Source organism: Salmonella sp. SAL4457 (assembly GCF_046548235.1).
GTDB classification, from domain to species: Bacteria; Pseudomonadota; Gammaproteobacteria; order Enterobacterales; family Enterobacteriaceae; genus Salmonella; species Salmonella enterica.
In genome coordinates this window covers 1-245 of record NZ_JBGDZO010001132.1, presented here as the reverse complement: position 1 = coordinate 245, position 245 = coordinate 1, and the positions used below count along the sequence as shown (strand labels likewise).

The 245-nt window shown below is 62.9% G+C and carries 1 protein-coding gene; it reads right to left on the bottom strand.

The annotated features are described in order from the left end of the window. On the bottom strand, positions 1-210 hold a 210-nt coding region (locus ACLJNW_RS27720), incomplete at its 3' end, for an ExbD/TolR family protein (protein ID WP_410961791.1). Positions 211-245 lie beyond the last annotated feature (35 nt).

Below are 245 nucleotides of genomic sequence, written 5' to 3'. Positions count from 1 at the left end.
CTCCAGCAGCTCCGGCTGGATCTCGTCCTTGTTGACGAACAGCTTGCCGGCGCCATCGATGCTCACCACCAGGGGATCCTTCTGCTCCGGCGGGGCCACCGATTCGGTCTTCGGCAGGTTGATCGGGATCGAGTTGGTCAGCAGCGGCGCGGTGACGATGAACACCACCAGCAGCACCAGCATCACGTCGACCAGCGGGGTGACGTTGATTTCGGAAAGGACTCCGTCGCTGTCCTGGGTCGAGA